13 protein-coding genes are annotated in these 17,474 nt (G+C 65.9%); 9 read left to right on the top strand and 4 right to left on the bottom strand.

All coding sequences use genetic code 11. The annotated features are described in order from the left end of the window. Positions 1-192: 192 nt before the first annotated feature. A complete protein-coding gene (gene msrA / locus AC1RPL_RS13865) occupies positions 193-738 on the bottom strand; it encodes a peptide-methionine (S)-S-oxide reductase MsrA (protein WP_493069900.1) in 546 nt (181 codons plus the stop codon). A 67-nt stretch (positions 739-805) separates the two neighbouring features. Between msrA and galE the strand changes: the two genes are divergently transcribed. Continuing rightward, a complete protein-coding gene (galE, locus tag AC1RPL_RS13860) occupies positions 806-1,804 on the top strand; it encodes a UDP-glucose 4-epimerase GalE (protein ID WP_493069899.1) in 999 nt (332 codons plus the stop codon). A 104-nt stretch (positions 1,805-1,908) separates the two neighbouring features. Here the strand turns inward: galE and AC1RPL_RS13855 are convergent, their stop codons facing one another. Continuing rightward, positions 1,909-2,625, bottom strand: coding sequence for a phosphatase PAP2 family protein (locus tag AC1RPL_RS13855; protein WP_493069898.1), 717 nt, complete (start codon positions 2,623-2,625; stop codon positions 1,909-1,911). A 102-nt stretch (positions 2,626-2,727) separates the two neighbouring features. Further along, a complete protein-coding gene (locus AC1RPL_RS13850; RefSeq protein WP_493069897.1) occupies positions 2,728-4,848 on the bottom strand; it encodes a TonB-dependent receptor in 2,121 nt (706 codons plus the stop codon). Between the two features lie 245 nt (positions 4,849-5,093). Here AC1RPL_RS13850 and AC1RPL_RS13845 point away from each other — a divergent pair, with 245 nt between their 5' ends. From AC1RPL_RS13845 to AC1RPL_RS13815, 7 genes are all read left to right on the top strand, one after another. Continuing rightward, positions 5,094-5,462, top strand: coding sequence for a hypothetical protein (locus AC1RPL_RS13845; RefSeq protein ID WP_493069896.1), 369 nt, complete (start codon positions 5,094-5,096; stop codon positions 5,460-5,462). 162 nt (positions 5,463-5,624) lie between these two features. Next, positions 5,625-6,977 carry a polysaccharide lyase 6 family protein gene (locus AC1RPL_RS13840; RefSeq protein WP_493069895.1) on the top strand — a complete coding sequence of 451 codons (1,353 nt, stop codon included), beginning with the start codon at positions 5,625-5,627 and terminating at the stop codon, positions 6,975-6,977. Then, positions 6,977-9,172, top strand: coding sequence for an alginate lyase family protein (locus tag AC1RPL_RS13835; RefSeq protein ID WP_493069894.1), 2,196 nt, complete (start codon positions 6,977-6,979; stop codon positions 9,170-9,172). The genes AC1RPL_RS13840 and AC1RPL_RS13835 overlap by 1 nt, the downstream gene beginning before the upstream one ends. 4 nt (positions 9,173-9,176) lie before the next feature. After that, positions 9,177-10,460 (top strand): MFS transporter, encoded by a 1,284-nt coding sequence (locus AC1RPL_RS13830; protein ID WP_493069893.1) that lies wholly within the window; start codon positions 9,177-9,179, stop codon positions 10,458-10,460. 8 nt (positions 10,461-10,468) lie between these two features. Then, complete coding sequence (locus AC1RPL_RS13825; RefSeq protein ID WP_493069892.1) at positions 10,469-11,221, top strand: SDR family NAD(P)-dependent oxidoreductase; 753 nt, start codon at positions 10,469-10,471, stop codon at positions 11,219-11,221. Between the two features lie 36 nt (positions 11,222-11,257). Then, the gene (locus AC1RPL_RS13820) at positions 11,258-12,136 is read left to right on the top strand and encodes a rhamnogalacturonan acetylesterase (RefSeq protein WP_493069891.1); all 879 of its coding nucleotides are present in this window, start codon (positions 11,258-11,260) and stop codon (positions 12,134-12,136) included. Between the two features lie 265 nt (positions 12,137-12,401). After that, positions 12,402-13,175 carry a TSUP family transporter gene (locus AC1RPL_RS13815; protein WP_493069890.1) on the top strand — a complete coding sequence of 258 codons (774 nt, stop codon included), beginning with the start codon at positions 12,402-12,404 and terminating at the stop codon, positions 13,173-13,175. Positions 13,176-13,402: 227 nt separating this feature from the next. On the opposite strand, the gene AC1RPL_RS13810 is transcribed toward AC1RPL_RS13815, so the two are convergent. Beyond that, positions 13,403-14,437, bottom strand: a complete 1,035-nt coding sequence (locus AC1RPL_RS13810) for a PfkB family carbohydrate kinase (RefSeq protein WP_493069889.1) — start codon at positions 14,435-14,437, stop codon at positions 13,403-13,405. 130 nt (positions 14,438-14,567) lie between these two features. Between AC1RPL_RS13810 and AC1RPL_RS13805 the strand changes: the two genes are divergently transcribed. Continuing rightward, a complete protein-coding gene (locus AC1RPL_RS13805) occupies positions 14,568-17,450 on the top strand; it encodes a TonB-dependent receptor (RefSeq protein ID WP_493069888.1) in 2,883 nt (960 codons plus the stop codon). Positions 17,451-17,474 lie beyond the last annotated feature (24 nt).

Genomic DNA, 17,474 nt, shown 5'->3' with positions numbered 1-17,474 from the left:
CGAAGTTTACGCTACGGTGCCCCGGTTTCGCCTCCTCATGCGTCGGCCCGCGGCGTGCACGCGGAGAGCGGGAGGGAAAGCCGGTCTGCATCCGCCAGTATGGAGCAAGCGAAATCCTACATTGCAAGCGTCATCAGAAGCGCCGCCCCTCCGCACGGCCCGAATCGAGCGCTGCGGAGAGGCGGATTGCGGTCAGGCAGTCGCACCTTCCTTGCTGCGCGCGGCGAAGCTCTTGCGGAGCTTGCGCAGCTTGGGTGGGATCACCGACAGGCAATAGGGGTTACGCTGGCCGTCGCCCTGCCAATATTCCTGGTGATAGTCCTCGGCGGACCACCATTCGCCGAGCGGCTCGATCGCGGTGACGATCGGCGCGGGCCAGTCGGGACGGGCGCGGTCTAACGCATCCAGCGCCTCGCGCTCCTGCTCGGCAGAATGCGGGAAGATCGCCGAGCGATACTGGGTGCCGATGTCGTTGCCCTGGCGGTTGAGCTGGGTCGGGTCGTGCGTCGCCAGGAATATGTCGAGGATCTCGCCGTACGAGATCTGGTCGGTGTCGAAGCTCACCCGGATCGCCTCGGCGTGCCCCGTGTCGCCCGAACAGACTTCCTTGTAGGTCGGGTTTTCCTTGGTCCCCCCGATATAGCCGCTCTCGACCGACTGCACGCCGATCACGTCGTTGAACACGGCCTCGGTGCACCAGAAGCAGCCGCCGGCCAGTGTTGCGGTTTCAATGCTCATCGTGAACTCCTTGCTATCGACGCCTAGATAGGATTGAGGACGCCCAAGAGCAAAGACGGGGTTTGAGATGCGCGAAGGCACGGTGCTGGTGACGGGCGGGGCAGGCTATATCGGCAGCCATGCCGTGCTGGCGCTGCTCGATGCCGGGTGGAAGGTCGTGGTGGTCGATAATCTCGTCACCGGCTTCGACTGGGCAGTCGACGAACGCGCGGCGCTGGTCGTGGCGAGCATCGAGGACGACAAGGCCGTACGCGCGGCGATCCGCGCGCACGACGTCATCGCGATCATGCACTTCGCCGGATCGGTGGTGGTGCCGGAGAGCGTGACCGACCCGCTCAAATATTACCGGAACAACACTGCCGCGAGCCGCGCGCTGATCGAAAGCGCCGTCGCCGAGGGAGTGAAGCACTTCATCTTCTCGTCCACCGCCGCGACCTATGGCATTCCCGAGGTCGTGCCGGTGCGCGAGGACAGCCCCAAGCTGCCGATTAACCCGTACGGCATGTCCAAGCTGATGACCGAGATCATGCTCAAGGACGTCGCCGCCGCGCACCCGATCAACTATGCGGCGCTGCGCTATTTCAACGTCGCCGGCGCCGATCCGCAGGGACGCAGCGGCCAGTCGACTGCGGGCGCGACGCACCTGATCAAGGTCGCGGTGGAAGCGGCAACCGGCAAGCGCGCCTCGGTCGGCGTGTTCGGCACCGATTTCGCCACGCCCGACGGCACCGGCGTGCGCGACTATATCCATGTCAGCGACCTGGCCGCCGCGCATGTCGATGCGCTCGATCTGCTGATCGCCAGGCCTGGCGAGAGCCATACGCTCAACGCCGGCTATGGCCGCGGCTTCTCGGTCCTGCAGGTGCTCGATGCCGTGGATCGGGTCACCAACGTCACGATCGAGCGCAAGCTGGAGGGCCGGCGTGCGGGGGATCCGGATGCGCTGGTCGCGGACAATGGCGCGATCCTGGCGGCGCTGCCCTGGCGGCCGATGCACGACGACCTGGAAGGCATCGTCAAGGATGCGCTGGCCTGGGAACGCAAGCTCGCCGAGCGCCGGGGCTGATCTGACAGCCACGCGGTGCGACGCTTCCGTCACCCTGAACTTGTTTCAGGGTCCAACTTTCCGCGAAGGATATCGCGGGCGGCGCGTTGGATGCTGAAACAAGTTCAGCATGACAAAGGAGAAGTCGGGATCACTGCTCCCGGCGTCCGACTGAGCAGCTGAAGCTCGATCCGCCACCACAGCATTGCCCAGACGCCGCCGAACGCCCAGCCGGCGACGACGTCGCTCGGCCAGTGGACGCCGAGATAGACGCGGCTGACGCCCACCGAGACGGTGAGGATCAGCGCGACGATCACGGCGAAGATACGCACCCGCCGGCCCGGCAGCACTGGGAAGAGCAAGGTGGCGAGGGTCAGGTAGACGATTGCGCTCAGCGCGGCATGGCCGCTGGGGAAGCTGTGCGAGCTCTCTTCCATCAGCCGCCCGACCAGATCGGGGCGCGAGCGGCCGATCACTGCCTTGATCGTCTCGACAGTGAGCGAGCCGAGCGAAGTGGCGCCGATGACGAGCAGGGCCGTCCGCGTCCGCCCCGCGAGCTTTAGGAAGATGGCGCTCACCAGCACGATGAAGGTCAGTACGGTCATGCTGCCGAGCGCGGTCACGTCGCGCACGGCCGAGGGGAGCCAGGCGGGCCCGATCGGATGGCCGTCGGTTCGCATCGCCAGCATGATCGCGCGGTCCACGTTCGCGCCGTCGCCTTCGACCAACTCGTGGCCGAACCAGATCAGCGCGAGCAGGAACAGCGCGAAGCCTGCACCGATCAGGATCGGCCAGGGCACGCGGCGGGAGCTGGGCGGGGCTTCGGGGGCGGGGGACTGCATGGGCATCGGATCGCCCAACGATGGGTGGGATGCAATGATCCTTCCCGAGTTTCCCCAATCGTCATCCCGGCTTTGCGCCGGGATGACGGGGGTGTGAAAGGGTCAGATCTGGATGCGCGCGGTCACGCGGATGTCGCGGCCGGGGAGGGGCGCGTAATCCTTGAGCACGCTCGCTGCGCGGCGGGCCTCGACGTCGAAGATGTTGTTCGCCGAGAGCATCAGGCTGGTGTTCGAGCCGGCGCCCCAGGGCTTCCACGAGACCGAGGCGTTGACGAAGGTGAAGCCGTCGGTCGGCGTCTCGAAGGCCGAGATGCGGGTCTGGTCGAAGACATGCTCGACTTCGCCGTGGAGCGTGAAGGAGTCCGACGTCGCTTCGAGTCCGCCATTGATGCGCAGCGGCGGGATGCGCGGGGCCGGGCCGGTGCCGACGATCTCGGCATGGACATAATCGGCCAGCGCAGTGGCGTTCACGGTGAAGTTCTTCACTTCGGCGATGCGTAGCGAGCCTTCGGCTTCGAAGCCGTAATAGCGGGCGCTGGCCTGGTTGTACTGGAATACCGGCAGGTCGTCCTGCGTCGCGCCGGTCGGCGTGTCGTAGATATAGCCGGTGAACCAGTTGTAATAGGCCGCGGTCGAAAAGGCGAAGCCATCGCCATTGCCCTTGAAGGTCGCTTCCACGCCCCAGCTCTTCTCGGTGCCGAAATTCGGGTTGCCGATCTCATAGGCCTGGGTGCCGGCATGCGGGCCGTTGGCGAACAGTTCCTCCGGGGTCGGTGCACGCTCGGCGCGCGAGACGTTGACGCCGAAGCGCATGCCGTCGGCGATCGCGTAGCTGGCGCCGAGCGAGGCGGAGAAGCTGTCGAAAATGCGGTTGTACGCCGGGTTGCCGATATCGGCATCGGCCTGGGCGCTCACTTCGTTATGCTCGAAACGCGCGGACGCCTCGGCCTTGAACGGGCCCGCGTCGAAGGACTGGAGAGTGAACAGGCCGAACTGCTGCGCCTCGTTCTTGGGCAGGAATTTCTCGTCGCCGATTACATGCATGTCACGGATCGAGAACTGACCGCCAACCAGGCCTTCCCAGCCGCCGTGGACCGACTGGACCAGTTCGAGCCGGCCCTCATAGCCCTGGCTGAAGAAGGTGGTGCCGACCGCGCCGGTATCCTCGATCTCCGAGTGCTTGTAGTCGGCTGCGGCCCAGCGGGTGCGGATCTGGCGGAAGACGCCACCGCCGGTATCGACTTCGCCGCGGATATCGACCCGGGTCTGCTGTGCGTGGAGGCGCACCTGCTCGGCCTCGACCGCGGGATCGAGCGAATAGCGGATCGGCACGCCGTAGAAGGTGTCGAAATGGCTTACCGAGAAGCCGAGATTGTTGGTGCCGTCGACGATCGCGGCGCCGCCGGCGACGTCCCAGGTCTTGGCGGCGGTGTTCGGCACCTTGCCCTTCAGGTCGGCCAGGTCCTGGATGTCGGGATCGGCGCTGGCCGCCGCCTGGGCGCGCAGTTCGCGGCTGAGGACATAGCCGCCGGTGCGCTGGTCACCGGTCTGCGAGAAGCTGCCATCGGCGTGGAGCACGATCTTGCTCGCCACCGGCACATCGGCCGAGCCCGAGACCGAGCGCTCGTTGGCGGCGCTGCCATAAGTGGCGATGCCGTCGAAATGGATCGCTTCTTCGGGCATGTGGCGCGGGATGCGGCTGTCGATCACATTGACCACGCCGCCGATCGCCGACGGGCCGAAGATCAGCGCAGTCGGCCCGCGCAGCACTTCGATGCGGTCGGCAGTGAGCGGGTTGATGATCGGCGCGTGATCTGCCGAGGTGTTCGACACGTCGATGCTGCCGATGCCGTCCGTAAGCAACGGCGCGCGGGCGCCGATGAAGCCGCGCAGCACCGGGCGCGAGGCGTTGGGGCCGAACGAGCTGGCCGACACGCCCGGCTGCTGGGCCAGCGTCTCGCCGATCGTCGGGCGCAGGTCGTTGGTCAGCTCGTCCTTGGCGAGCACCGAGGTGCCGCCGAGTACATCGGCGGTGTTGCGCGCGCGGGTGCCGGTGACGACGATCTGCGCGCCGGGCTGGTCATGGTCCTGATCGCTTGCAGTGGAGGCTGGGGTTTCCGCGCTCGCGGTCGCCGGAGCGTCGTTGGTGCTGCCCGGCGTTTCATTCGCATAGGCGGGCAGGGCGAGCAGGGCGGCGGAGGCGAGCAGCAGGGGACGCAACATCAACGAATCTTCCTGAACCATGGAACTTGCTGCGCTGCGGTACTGGCGATGATATAAAGTATCAAGCCCTTTCGTCGCGCGCTCTAACCGATTTGTCGCCGGTGCATTTCGGGCACCTCGACCGCTAGCGTGGCTTCGTCTCCGGATTGTTGCACTTGGCGAAACATTGCGATGCCGTTGGCACGGCTAATCGTGCGCACTCGTCGCGCCTAAATGCGCTGCTTGCACCTCTTAGGGAAATTACGATGGCGTACCTCGATACCAGTGCCGGATTGCTCCAGGGCCTGGCCAACAGTGTGCCCGCCGAAACGGTGTTGAGCCCGCTCGAACTGCGCACGCTCCAGCTCTCCCAGGCCGATGGCCGCGCCTCGCTGCGTGCACCACGCCGGATCGAGCGGCTGGGCGCAATGCTGTTCGGTTCGCGTCGGGTCGCTGGCCTCGCCAATCCGCGACTCGAGGCGCTTCGCCGCTTCGCCATCCTGTACCGGCTCCACGGCACTGCCATGGATGCGGGGGAGATCGCGCGGGCCGAGGCTGCGGGGCTCTCCGTCGCTTTGCTTGAGATCGCCCGCCGAGTCGTGGATGGCTACCCGCGCCACCAGTGGGCATGGTGACCGGAGACGGTAAAATGGTATAGAACCATTAGGTCAATTCTGGTCCGGGGAATTGGTATTTAAATTGGCTTGCACGCCCTGATCCCGACTGGTAGGCCACTCACATCGGCCAGTAGAGCCGGTTGGGAGGATCCTTTGCGACCTTGGGCGCTGTCGATGGTGATGGTTGCGATATCTGCCTGTCCGGCAGCGGCGCGCGACACCCTCGTCCACAATCAGCAGGAATATATCGCGGCAGCAAAGGTGCTGGCGCCGGGCGACCGGATCGTGCTCGCCAATGGCGAATGGCGCGATTTCGCGGTGCGCTTTGCGGGCGTAGGCAGCGAGGCCAAGCCAATCACGCTTACCGCGGAGACGCCGGGCAAGGTGATCCTCAGCGGCAGTTCGAGCCTGCGCATGGCGGGCAGCTGGCTCGTCGTGTCCAACCTGGTCTTCAAGGACGGCCACGGCACCGGCGAGGATCTGATCGCCTTTCGCGACGGCACCAAGCGCTGGGCGGAGAATTCGCGGCTGACCGGCGTGGTGGTCGACAGCTATGGCGCGCCGACCGAGGCGAAGACCGATCACTGGGTATCGCTCTACGGCCGCAACAACCGGGTCGATCATTCGCAGTTCATCGGCAAGGCGCATGGCGGCGCGATGCTCGTCGTGGTCCGCGCGGCCACTCTGCCGCTCGATAACCACCACCGCATCGACCATAATTACTTCGGCCCGCGGCCTCCCTTGGGAGAAAATGGCGGCGAGACGATACGGATCGGCACCAGCCAGGAATCGCAAAGCGACTCCTTCACCGTGGTAGAGGACAATTTCTTCGAGCGTTGCAACGGCGAGGCCGAGATCGTCTCGATCAAGTCGGGCGCCAACATCCTGCGCCGCAATACCGTGGTCGAGAGCCAGGGCGCGTTCGTGATGCGGCATGGGCACGGCAACCGGATCGAGGACAATGTCTTCTTCGGCAACGGCGTGAAGCGCACCGGCGGCATCCGCGTGATCAACCGCCGCCAGGTGGTGCGGAACAACTATCTCGAGGGGCTGGCCGGCGACGGTTCGTACAGCGCGATCTCGCTGATGAACGGCGTGCGCAATTCGCCGATCAACCGCTACGAGCAGGTCCAGGATGCGCTGATCGAGCGCAACAGCGTGATCGATGTGGCAAAGGTCACGCTCGGCAACGGCGCGAACGCGGAGCTCTCGCTCGCGCCGGTCTCGACCCGCTTCGTCGGCAATCTTTTCGTCAATTCCAAGCGCGGCGATCCGTTCGTGGCGCTGTCGGACACCGCCGGGATCGCTTTCATCGGCAATGTCATGTCCGTGCCCGGGCCCGCTGCCCTGCCCATCGCGATGGACCGCCGGACGGCGACGCTCAAGCGCGCCGCCAATGGCCTGCTCTATCCGACCGATCCGGCGCTCGCCAAGCTCGGCGCGGCCCGCACCTTGAAGCCCATCACGCGCGAGGAGACCGGTGTCTCCTGGTACGCCAAGCCTGCGGCCTCGCCGCTTCCGGGAAGCAATTGATGACTCGTTTCGCGATCCTCCTCGCCGGTACCTTCCTGCTCGCCACGCCCGCGCTGGCGCAGACTGCGCCGGGCAACCAGCCCACGCTGTTCCGCGCGTCCGAAATGGCGGCGACCGCCAAGGACGCCACGGCCTATCCGCTGTTCAGCGCCGAACTGAAGCGCGTCCGCCGCGAAGTCGACAAGGCGATCAAGGCGGGCGTCGTCGTGCCGGTGCCCAAGGATCCGGGCGGCGGCTACACGCACGAGCAGCACAAGCGGAACTACACCGCCATCTACGGCGCGGGGCTCCTCTTCCGCATCACCGGTGAGCAGCGCTATGCCGATTTCGCCAAGGCGGAGCTGCTGGAGTATGCTAGGCTCTACCCCACGCTCGGCAATCATCCGGCAGCGAGCGACCAGCGTCCGGGCCGGCTGTTCTGGCAGAGTCTCAACGACGCGGTCTGGGCGGTCTATGCGGTGCAGGGCTATGACGCGATCCGGGACTCGCTGAGCGCCGCCGATCGCGCGACGATCGACGACAAGGTCTTCCGCCCGATGGCGAGTTTCCTCTCGACCGGCCAGGCCGAGGAGTTCGACCAGATCCACAACCATGCGACCTGGGCCTGCGCCGCGGTGGGCATGATCGGCTACACGCTGCGCGACAAGGACTTCGTCGAGGTGGCGCTCAAGGGCCTGAAGCGCGACGGCAAGTTCGGCTTCCTGGCGCAGATCGACCAGCTCTTCTCGCCCGACGGTTATTATGTCGAAGGGCCCTATTATCAGCGCTATGCGATGCTGCCCTTCGTGCTGTTCGCGCGCTTCATCGAGGCGAACCAGCCCGAGCAGAAGATCTTCCAGCATCATGACGGCGTGCTGTTGAAGGCGATCCGCACCTCGATCCAGACGACGTACGATGGCTTCTTCTTCCCGTTCAACGACGCGATGCCGGACAAGAGCCTGAAGACCGACGAGCTCTACCAGTCGGTGGCGATCGGCTATCAGGTGACCAAGGATCCGGCGCTGCTGTCGATCGCGCAGTGGCAGGGCCGCACGACGCTGACGCCGGACGGCCTGGCAGTGGCGCGCGATCTGGCGGCCGGTAAGGCCAAGCCCTTCCCCTATGCCTCGCAGTTCCTGAGCGACGGACCCAAGGGCGAGCTGGGCGGGCTGGCGATCATGCGCTCGGGGCCGGGCGATACCGACCAGGTGCTGGTCGCCAAGAACAGCGCGATGGGCATGGGCCATGGCCATTTCGACAAGCTGAACTGGATTCTCTACGACAACGGCCACGCCATCGTGACCGATTACGGCGCCGCGCGCTTCCTCAACGTCGAGAGCAAGGACGGCGGGCGCTACCTCAAGGAAAACGAGACCTGGGCGAAGCAGACCGTCGCCCACAACACGCTGGTGGTGAACGAGACCAGCAATTTCGGCGGCAAGTGGAAGGTAGGCGACAGCCTGGCCCCCAAGCAGCTGTTCTGGGCGAGCACGCCGCAGGCGACGGTGAGCACCGCCGAGATGGTCGGCGCCTATCCGGGCGTCCGCTATCGCCGCACGCTGATCCAGCTGCCGATGGACGGCATCGAGAGCCCGATGATCGTCGACCTGCTCGACGTGACCGGCGACAAGCCCGCCACCTATGACCTGCCGCTGCACTATGCCGGCCAGATCACCGCGATCGGCTTCCCGCTCCAGTCGAACGCCGCCGAACGGCCGGTGCTCGGCAAGGCGAACGGCTATCAGCACATCTGGGTCGATGCGACCGGCACGCCGACCGCGGCGAACGGCGCGGTCACCTGGATCAACGACAACCGCTTCTACACCTACCGCATGATCGCACCGGCCGGCGCCAGCGTGATCCTGGGCGAGAGCGGCGCGAACGATCCCAAGTTCAACCTGCGCCGCGAGCCGCTGCTGATCGAGCGGGTGACCGGGGCGGCCAATGCCCAGTTCGTCAATTTGCTCGAGCCGCACGGCAATTACGATGCGGGCGAAGAGAAAACGACCGCGAGCAACAGCCGGGTGAAGGACTTCACCCATGTCCGCACCGGCGATGCCGATGTGATCACGATCGTGCTGGCCGACGGCCGCCGCGTCACGCTCGCCATCGCCTTCTCGGCCGATGCGGCGGCGGCACACAGCGCGACGGTCGACGGCAAGAAGCTCGACTGGAAGGGCCATTTCGCCCGGTTCGACGCGGCCAAGGGAAACTGAGCCGATGACCAAGGTCAAAGGGCTCCGCTGGTTCGTCATCGGCCTGATCGGGCTGGTAACGGTGATCAACTATATCGACCGCAACGCGCTCGCCGTGATGTGGCCGGCGGTGTCGAAGGACATCGGCGCCGACAAGTCGGACTATGCGCTGATCGTCACGGTGTTCATGGTCGCCTATGCGCTCGGCCAGTCGCTGTTCGGCAAGCTGCTCGACCGGATCGGCACGCGGGTCGGCTTCTCTATCGCGATTGCAATCTGGTCGGTCTCGATCGGCATGCACGCGCTGGTCCGCTCGTTGGGCAGCTTGCTGTTCTTCCGCGCCACGCTGGGCGTTTCGGAGGCGGGTAACTGGCCGGGTGCGGTCAAGGCCAATGCGCTGTGGTTCCCGCCGCAGGAGCGTGCGTTCGCGCAGGGCATCTTCAACGCCGGTGCCGCGATCGGCGCGATCATCGCGGCGCCCGCGGTGGCTGCGCTCTATGGCGGGTTCGGCTGGCGGGCGACCTTCGTGCTGGTCGGCGTGCTCGGGCTGCTCTGGCTCGTGCCCTGGCTGCTGATCTACCGTGCCGATCCCGATCGCCACCCCTGGTTGAGCGACGAAGAGCGGGCGCACATCGCCGCGCGTCCGGCAACTGCCGACGCCCCGGAGAGCGAGGCGCCTGCGCCGGGCATGCTCGAGCTGCTGCGCTACCGCCAGAGCTGGGCGATCCTGATCGCGCGCTTCTTCATCGATCCGGTGTGGTGGCTGTTCGTTTCCTGGCTGCCGATCTACCTGGCCGAGACCTTCGGCTTCGACGTGAAGCAGATCGGCATGTTCGGCTGGGTGCCCTTCGTCGGCGCGATGCTCGGCAGCCTGGGCGGCGGCTGGTTCTCCGGCCTGCTCATCGCCCGCGGCTGGACTGCGCTGGCGGCGCGCAAGCTCGCCATCGCGATCGGCTGCGTGATCATGCTGCCGGCTTTGCTACTCACCGCGAGCGCCTCGACCCCGCTGACCGCGGTGCTGCTGATCGCAGTGATCCTGTTCGGCTTCCAGGTGGCGATCAACAACATCCAGACCATGCCGGGCGACTATTTCGCCGGCGGCGCGGTCGGCAGCCTTGCCGGCATCAGCGGCACCGCCGCGGTGGCCGGCACGCTGATCACCACCTGGCTCGTCCCGGTGATGACCACGCATGGCTATGCGCCGATCTTCGCACTCGCCGCGGCGATCGTGCCGCTCGCGCTCCTCGCCATCCTCATCCTCGGCCGCGGAATTCCGCGCGTCGAAACCACTCCTCTCCAGACCAAGTAGGGCAAAGCATGAAATTGAAGGACAAAGTCGCCATCGTAACCGGCGGCGGGCGTGACATCGGCAAGTCGGTTTCGCTGCAGCTCGCAGCGGAGGGCGCCAAGGTCGCCGTCAACTATCGCAGCGACGCCGAGGCCGCGCAGGCCACGGTCGCCGAGATCGAAGCCGCCGGCGGCACTGCGATCCTGGTGCAGGCCGATGTGACCAAGCCGGCCGACGTGGCCAAGCTGGTCGAGGAGACCACCAAGGCTTTCGGCCAGCGCGTCGACGTGCTGGTCAACGTCGCCGGCGGCATAGTTGCCCGCAAGACGCTGGCCGACATGGACGAGGCGTTCTTCGACCATGTCATGGAGCTCAACCTCAAGTCGGCCTTCCTGGTCACCAAGGCAGTGCTGCCGCATCTCGGCGAAGGCAGCACGATCGTGAACCTGTCGTCGCTGGCCGGCCGCGACGGCGGTGGCCCGGGCGCGTCGATCTATGCGACTGCCAAGGGCGCGCTGATGACCTTCACCCGCAGCCTGGCCAAGGAGCTGGGTCCGCAGGGCATCCGCGTCAACGCGCTGTGCCCGGGCCTGATCGGCACCAGCTTCCACGACACCTTCTCGAAGCCCGAGGGGCGCAAGGCGGTGGCCGGCAACACGCCGCTGCGCCGCGAAGGCCATCCGGACGAAGTGGCCTCGGCCGTCGTCTTCCTGGCTTCGAACGACTCGGCGTTCCTGACGGGCGTCAATCTGGACATCAACGGCGGTCTCGCCTTCTCCTGATCCAAGGGACGAAGGCCGCAACTGGGAGGGATTACCATGCTGAAAACAGCGATCACGCTTGCCGCACTGGCGGCACTGCCGGGGGCGGCCTTCGCCCAGACTTCGGAGGCGCAGCCTTCGCTCGACAAGCGCGAGAAGCGCGTCGATGCGCCGCCGATCTCCGCCTACAAGATCATCCTCGTGGGTGACTCGACCATGGCGCCCGGCAGCGGCTGGGCGTCGGTGTTCTGCGCCTATCACGTCAAGTCGAGCGTCGCCTGCCTGAACCTGGGCCGCGGCGGCCGCTCGACCCGCAGCTACCAGGCCGAGGGTTCGTGGAAGATCGCGCTCAGCGAAGCGGCGGCCCAGGGCTATGCCAAGAAGTATGTCCTCATCCAGTTCGGCCATAACGACCAGTCGACCAAGGCCGAGCGCTGGACCGACCTGAACACCGACTTCCAGTCGAACCTCAAGCAGATGGTGCTCGACGTGCGTGCCGCCGGCGCCGTGCCGGTGCTGGTCACCCCGCTCTCGCGCCGCGAGTTCCGGGGCGGCAAGCTCAACAACACGCTGGCGGCCTGGGCCGATGCGGTCCGCAAGGTCGCGACCGAGAACAAGGTGCCGGTGGTCGAGCTGAACCGTGACAGCGCCAAGGCGGTCGAGCAGCTCGGCGCGGTCGAGGCGACCAAGCTCGCCATGGCCGAGCCGCTGCCGGAGGAGATTACCGCGGCCAAGGCAGGCACCACGCTGCGTCCGCGCCCGGCGCCGGAATCGCCGCCGTCCTCGACCCTGCCCAAGACCGGTCCGCGCGGCCGAACGATCGAGAAGTTCGATTACACCCATGTCGGCGAAGCCGGTGCCAAGGTCTTCGCGAAGATCGTCGCCTATGACCTGGCCGTCGCCGTTCCCGAACTGAGCAGCCAGCTGCTTCCCTAAAGAGCTCCATCCCTGGAGGCGCGATCGCTCGGTCGCGCCTCCTCTTTTTGTCCCTCTACCGCTTGCGGGAGAGGGAGGGAGCCGCGAAGCGGCGGAAGGGTGAGGGTGTCTTCGAGAGACACGTACCTGCCGCCAGCACTGACCCTAACCCGGCTCGGCTTTGCCTCGCCACCATCATCAGGCAAACAGCGCCCCGCGCTGTTTAGGCCATGCCGGGGGCATGACCGACCTGATGATCCCGCAAGCGGTAGAGGGTTTTGATTCTATGCATCTTACCCCCGACATCCTCGCCTTCCTCGTCACCATGGCGCTGCTCGCCGGCACGATCGACGCGATGGCGGGCGGCGGCGGGCTGATCTCGCTGCCTGCGCTTCTGGCGGCAGGCATTCCGCCGGTCTCGGCGATCGCCACCAACAAGCTCGCCAGCGCCTGTGGCACCGGGTCTGCGCTGTTCACCTATGCCCGCGCTGGCCATGTCGATTTCCGGCGCTTCCTGGTGCCCGCGATCGGCGCATTCGCCGGATCGGCGGCAGGGGCGGTGACGTTGCAGCATATCAACCCGAGCTTCCTCGCCGCCTTCGTTCCGGTGTTGCTGATCCTGATCGGCCTCTATTTCCTGCTCGCTCCCAAGATGCGCGCGGAGGACCGGCAGGCCCGGCTCGGCACCGCGGGGCTGACGCTGATCACGGCGGCGATCGGCTTTTACGACGGCTTCTTCGGGCCGGGCACCGGATCGTTCCTGACCACCGCGCTGGTGGCGCTGGCCGGGCTCGGGCTGGTGCGGGCGATCGGCAACACCAAGTTCCTCAACCTTTCCACCAACCTGGCCGGGCTTCTCGCGATGATCGCCGGGGGCAAGCTGCTCTGGGGCCTGGGCATCGCGATGGCGGTGGCGAACATGGCGGGCAACCAGATCGGCGCGCGGATGGCGATCAGCTTCGGCGGCAAAGGCGTGCGGCCGCTGCTGGTGGTGATGTCCGCCGCGCTGACGGTGAAGCTGCTCGCCGATCCGGCGAACCCGATATGGACGCTCTTCTAGGCTTCCAACATCGGCGTGCGGGGCGAATCGCCAATGTTCACCAAGTTCACGCCAAGAGCGGGTTTTTGCGGCGCTTAAATTGACACAGTTCCAGCGAATGCAGCGCGTCTCGCAACATCGTTGCGCGAGCGTGATCCTATTTTCCTACAGATCAAAGAGCGGCCGGATCGCGGCCCGGCCCGATCAGGCAACCAGACGAAATCCTACATTGCAAGGCTGACGGAAGCTCAGCGCTTCACATCCGCGCCTTCGCCGGAGAAGCCCTCGACATCGCCGCGCGCGAACAGCGCCATGTCGCCCGGCACGCTGTGCTTGAGGCAGGCGAGCGCCAGCCCCAGTTCGGCGGCGCGGGGGACAGGGGCGCCTTCGATCAGCCCGTACAGTACGCCGGCGGCAAAGGCGTCGCCGCCGCCGATCCGGTCGATGATGCCGGGCATCGTGACTTCGCGCGTCTGGAAGCCGATCTCAGGCGTGTCGATCCGGGCGGCGAGGCGGTGGCAGTCGCTGGTCTCGACATGGCGGGCGGTGGAGGCGATCCACTTCAGGTTCGGGAAGGCCGAGAAGCCGGCCAGCGCCGCCTCGCGCCGCCGCGCCTCGCCGTCGCCCGAAAAGGGATGGTCGAGCAGCAGCGCCATGTCGCGGTGATTGGCGAAGAACAGATCGGCCTGGCGGACCAGCTCGGTAAGGATCGCGCGGGGGTTGCTGTCCCAGCTCTCCCAGAGCGCCGGCCGGTAGTTGCCGTCGAACGAGATGCACAGGCCGAGCGCACGGGCCGCCGCCATCGCGCTGTGGGTGGCCAGCGCGAGGTCGGGGCCGAGTGCGGGCGTGATGCCCGAGACGTGCAGCCAGTCGGCGCCTGCGAACGCCGCCTGCCAGTCGAACCCGGTCCAGTCATGCGTGGCAAAGGCACTGCCGGCGCGGTCGTACAGGATCTCCGAGGCGCGCAGCGATCCGCCAGGGGTGAGGAAATAGAGGCCCTGCCGGCCGGCCGCGCGAAAGCTGTGCTGCAGGCCGACACCCGCCGCACTGAGCGCGCGCCAGGCGCCTTCGCCCAGGCCGCCTTGGGGAATCGCCGAAACCATCGCGGTGCGGTGCCCGAGCGATGCCAGCGCCGCCACGACATTGGCTTCCGCCCCGCCGATGTGCAGATCGAGGCTGCGCGCCTGGGGAAGCTGGATGCGGTCTTGGGTCGCGAGGCGAGTGAGCACTTCGCCGAAGCCGATGATCCGTGCTGGTCCGCTGCCTGCCGGTTCGGTTGCCATCCAATCCTCCTATCCCGTTTTGAGGTGCCGCACTAAGCGGATTGGAGAATTGGTATCAAGATATCATTGACACTCTCCTGACCTGTGGTTCATAGAATTGGTATAAAAATACGAATCTGGGAGGATTTGAATGGCTGTGGTCTCCGTCCGTACGCGTGCGCGCTCGGTTCTTCTGACGAGCGTGTCGATCGCCGCAGCGCTGGCGGTCACGCCGGCCTGGGCGCAGGACACCACGCCGGCTCCGGCGGAGCAGGCCGCACCGGAGACGCCTGAACAGGCGCAGGAAGGCGCGATCATCGTCACCGGTATCCGCGAGACGATCCAGACCTCCATCCAGTCCAAGCGCGACGCCGACGCGATCGTCGACGCGGTCTCGTCCAAGGAAATCGGCGAGTTGCCCGGCCAGTCGGTCGGCGAAGTGATCGCGACGATCACCGGCGCCACGATCGACCGCGCCAATTACGGCCCGACCGAAGTCTCGATCCGCGGCCTCGGCTCGGGGTTGAGCCTGACCACGCTCAACGGCCGCGAGGCGACCAACGGCTCGGGCGACCGCGCCGTCAATTTCGGCCAGTTCCCGTCCGAGCTGTTCAATTCGATCAAGATCTACAAGACGCAGCAGGCCAACCTGATCGAGGGCGGCGTCGCCGGCTCGGTCATGCTCGAGACGCGCAAGCCGCTCGATTACAAGCGCCGCCAGATCCAGGCCGAGATCAAGGGCAACTACAATCCCTATCAGGACCGGATCAGCGGCTCGAGCCCGTATGGCTACCGCGCGACGGTCAGCTATATCGACCAGTTCAATGTCGGCGAGCTGGGCAAGCTGGGCATCTCGATCGGCTATCAGCGCAATGACGTGAGCGATCCGGTCGAGCGCTTCTACACCAGCTCGACCTGGTTCACTTGCAACGCGGCGGTGGTCTCGACCACCAACTGCACCGAGGTGACGCGGCCGCAGGGCAACTCGGGCACGCCCTATTACCACGCGTCCAACTCGTATCTTTATCGCCAGATGATCACGTCGGACCTGCGCAACGCCGTGTTCGGGGCGATCCAGTGGCAGCCGAGTCCGACGATCGACGTCAATCTCGACCTGCAATATTCGCGGCGCCAGTATAGCGAGGAGCGCCACGACTTCGGCACTGCCGAGGGCCGCTACAACCTCCACAATGTCGTGATCGGCGACAACCACCAGCTGCTGTCGGCCGATGGCTCGGCGACGATGCAGTCGCAGTCGGCGCTGTTCCAGCGCGACGAGAAATATCTGGGCCTGGGCGGCAATGTCGAATGGAAGCCGGCCGATCGCCTGACCGTGACCGCGGACTTCGGCTATTCGCACACGACGCGCCTGGACATCACCCGCGTGTCGCGCCTGCGCACCGATCCGCTCGACATCTATGGCAACCGGACGGCGATCAACAACCAGCGCATCCCCTATCATGTCGACCTCACGCAGAGCTTCCTGCCGGTCTTCACTTATGATTCGCGCTTCAGCCCGACCGATTACACTGCGTTCAGCGACGACGCGCAGCTGACCCGCTCGCAGGACGGGCGTGACGACGAGATCTATTCGGGGCGGCTCGACGCCAGCTATGCGCTGGACGGCTTCATCCAGCGGATCGAAGTCGGCGGCCGCTGGGCGCAGCGCAAGTTCTTCGGCTACAGCAACGACAAGATCATCACCCAGGACAGCCTGGCGGTGGACCGGGCGGTGAACCTGGCGTGCCGCACGCCCTTCGCCCAGCGCAACTTCCTGGCCGACGGGCCGAGCCCGAGCATCGGCAGCTTTGCCACGTTCGACGTGCTCTGCCAGTTCCGCAACTATCTCGGCACCGAGGATCCGGGCAACACCGGCGACCTGCGCTCGGTCGACAATTCGGACGTCACCGAGCAGACCTGGGCCGGCTATGTGATGGCCAGCTATTCGGGCGAGCTCGCCGGGCTGCACGTGCGCGGCAATTTCGGCCTGCGCGGTGTCCATACCCAGGTGACGGCGAACGGCCTGCGCTCCGGCCTGGACGTGATCAACAACACCGACGGCACGATCTCGCTGCGCGCGAACGGCACCTTCACCGGCACCGAAATCACCTCGGGCTCGATGCGCTGGCTGCCCAGCTTCAACGCGATCTTCGACCTCAGCCCCAAGATGCGCGTCCGCACCGGCATCTATCGCGCGATGTCGCGTCCCGCGCCGAGCGCATTGGGCGCCGGCCGCACGATCACGCTCGAAGTGGGCACCGGCACCGGCTTCAATTCGGTGACCGAGGCGATCGACTCGATCATCGCGACCGGCAGCCCGCGGCTGAAGCCGACCATGTCGTGGAATGCCGACGCGGCGTTCGAATATTACGCCAACAAGGACACGCTGTTCGCGGCGACGCTCTATTACAAGCAGTTCACTGGCGGGAAGATCCCGATCACCACCGACGAGAACTTCACGATCGGCGGCCAGGACGTTGCCGTGCCCGTCACCCAGACCACGAACAGCAACGACAAGTCCGATCTCTACGGCGTCGAGATCACTGCCTCGAACCAGTTCACCTGGCTGCCCAAGCCGCTCGACGGGTTCGGCGTGAAGCTGAGCTACAATTATGCCTGGTCGAACTACAAGACGCAGGACATCAAATATGGCGACATCATCGACAGCGCGACCGGCGACTTGATCCCCGGGCTGATCCCGGCGGCGGGGCTGAGCGGCTATTCGAAGCACGTCTTCTCGGCCCAGGCCTTCTACGAGCTCGGCCCGATCTCGCTCCAGGGCATCTATCGCTACCGCTCGCGCTATTATCAGGCGTTCACCAGCGACAATACCCAGCTGCGCTACGTCGAGGGCAACAACACCTTCGATGCGAACATAAGCTACAAGATCAACAAGCAGGCCGATATTCGCTTCCAGGCGCTCAACCTCTTCAACGAGCCGCGCGTCGAGTACATGCCGGTCGTCGGCAGCACCCGGAATGTCGAATATTATGGCCCGCAATATTTCCTGAGCTTCCGCCTTCGCCTGCGCTAATCTGGGCGAATGCGATGGTGCGGA

The sequence above is a fragment of the Sphingomonas sp. GW821-FHT12D09 genome (assembly GCF_058807215.1).
This window is presented reverse-complemented; position numbering and strand designations above follow the sequence as displayed.